We start from the raw sequence: 1,553 nt of genomic DNA, 5'->3' as shown, positions 1-1,553 counted from the left end.
GGAAACGCGGGTACTAACAGTTCCATCCATTACAGTGGGAACTTCGGGATCGTGAGACACACGGGATCAAAAGGTTCTGCAGGCGGTCTTGTCGGTAGATTAGGCGATGATAAAGAATTTGATGCGGTAGAAATAACCGGTATGGTGCTCTCTTCTGTCAGTATGGTTCTTGCGCCGTTTAATGGAACGATTGATTATTATATGTCGTTTGTTGGCGACGAAGCTGGCAAAGCAGAGAAGATTATAAGTGCTTTGTTTGTCAGCGCTGATTGGGTAACCCAAGGCATTGGATATGCACTTGACGCGCATGACATAGCTCATTTTTTCCTTCCTCAGGAGACACATGAATCTATGGATCCGGAGAAATTGGGCGATGAGTATCAGGAAAGAATCAATGTATTCCAACTACAGCAGGCGGAGGTTTTTCGGCAAGCCATACAAACCTACAACATACAAAACAGCGCGTACGCGCAATTAAACGAAACCGTGGGAGCGAATAATCTGCAGTTCTGTTCACGCTTAAGCGCGGACAATGAATACTTCATGCAGGTAAACGAGCAACTGCATGATTTCAAAGAAGAAAAACGGTTGAAAGATCTTAAGAGCGAAAAAACAGACAAGATAATCTATACGGTTGTCAAAGGAGTATTGGCGGCGGTAGGCATTGCCATGAGCGTTGCCTTAACGGTCATAACAGGTGGAGTATCATTTCCCTGCACGGTCGTTTCTATGGCGGCTGCAATAGGAGGCGGTACCACCTCTCTGGTTCAGAGCGCGCGCGATTTCGAAGAGAATGTCTCTGTCATCGAACAGTGTTTCAACCAGGGGCATATGGAAATAACAAACAAAGATGTTTATGCGGGAGGCCTGGTTGGCCGTTTCAACGACAAGTCTGAAATCAGTAATAGCTATAATATAGGCGAATTATTCACGGATGACAACCACCGCAAAGGAGGTATCGTAGGGTATATGGGCGACAAAATCAGTATCAAAAGCACTGTCAATTACGCTTTATGGGAGAATCCGAAATATGGAACCACTCTTGGGGCGGCCGATCCGGTTTACTCCAAAAATCATTGCAAGGTCTATTATTTGGCGAATGAGAATGATGGAGATGGTGGATATACAGCAGAGGAGCTGAAAAAGGCGGACACCTTTACCGGCTTCTTAGATGCGGCCTATTGGACGTTGGACAAGAACCAGGCTATTTTCCCTTCACATTCTGCGAAATCAATGTATGAATAACTTGCCGGAATTTGACTGTTGACAATTGTCGGCAGTACTGTTGGTAGCTGTCAACAGTAAATTTCTCCCTCCAAAAAGGATTTTATTAACGTATTATAAATTTTTGTTACATATCGAACTTTTTTTCGAACAAAAGCAATTCTTAATTGTTTACGACTTTATACTATAAATATAAATTTTATGAAATTATTAGGATCACAACCCTCAACTCGAAGTCGGATTTCTTCGATTGTCATCTTTTTCTTGTCTTTTTTTCTTCTTATCGGCTGTACGGACGCGACAGATCCGAAAGAGGAAGAACCGGTCTT

The 1,553-nt window shown here is 43.2% G+C and carries 1 protein-coding gene; it reads left to right on the top strand.

The annotated features are described in order from the left end of the window. Positions 1-1,245 (top strand): hypothetical protein (locus M2134_RS15735; protein ID WP_280758220.1); only part of this gene is annotated, 1,245 nt, incomplete at its 5' end. Positions 1,246-1,553: the final 308 nt, after the last annotated feature.

Origin of the sequence: Parabacteroides sp. PM6-13, assembly GCF_029892605.1 — a bacterium.
Lineage (GTDB): Bacteria > Bacteroidota > Bacteroidia > Bacteroidales > Tannerellaceae > QVMG01.
Note: the sequence above shows the minus strand (reverse complement) of the source record. Positions and strands in the feature narration are given on the sequence as shown.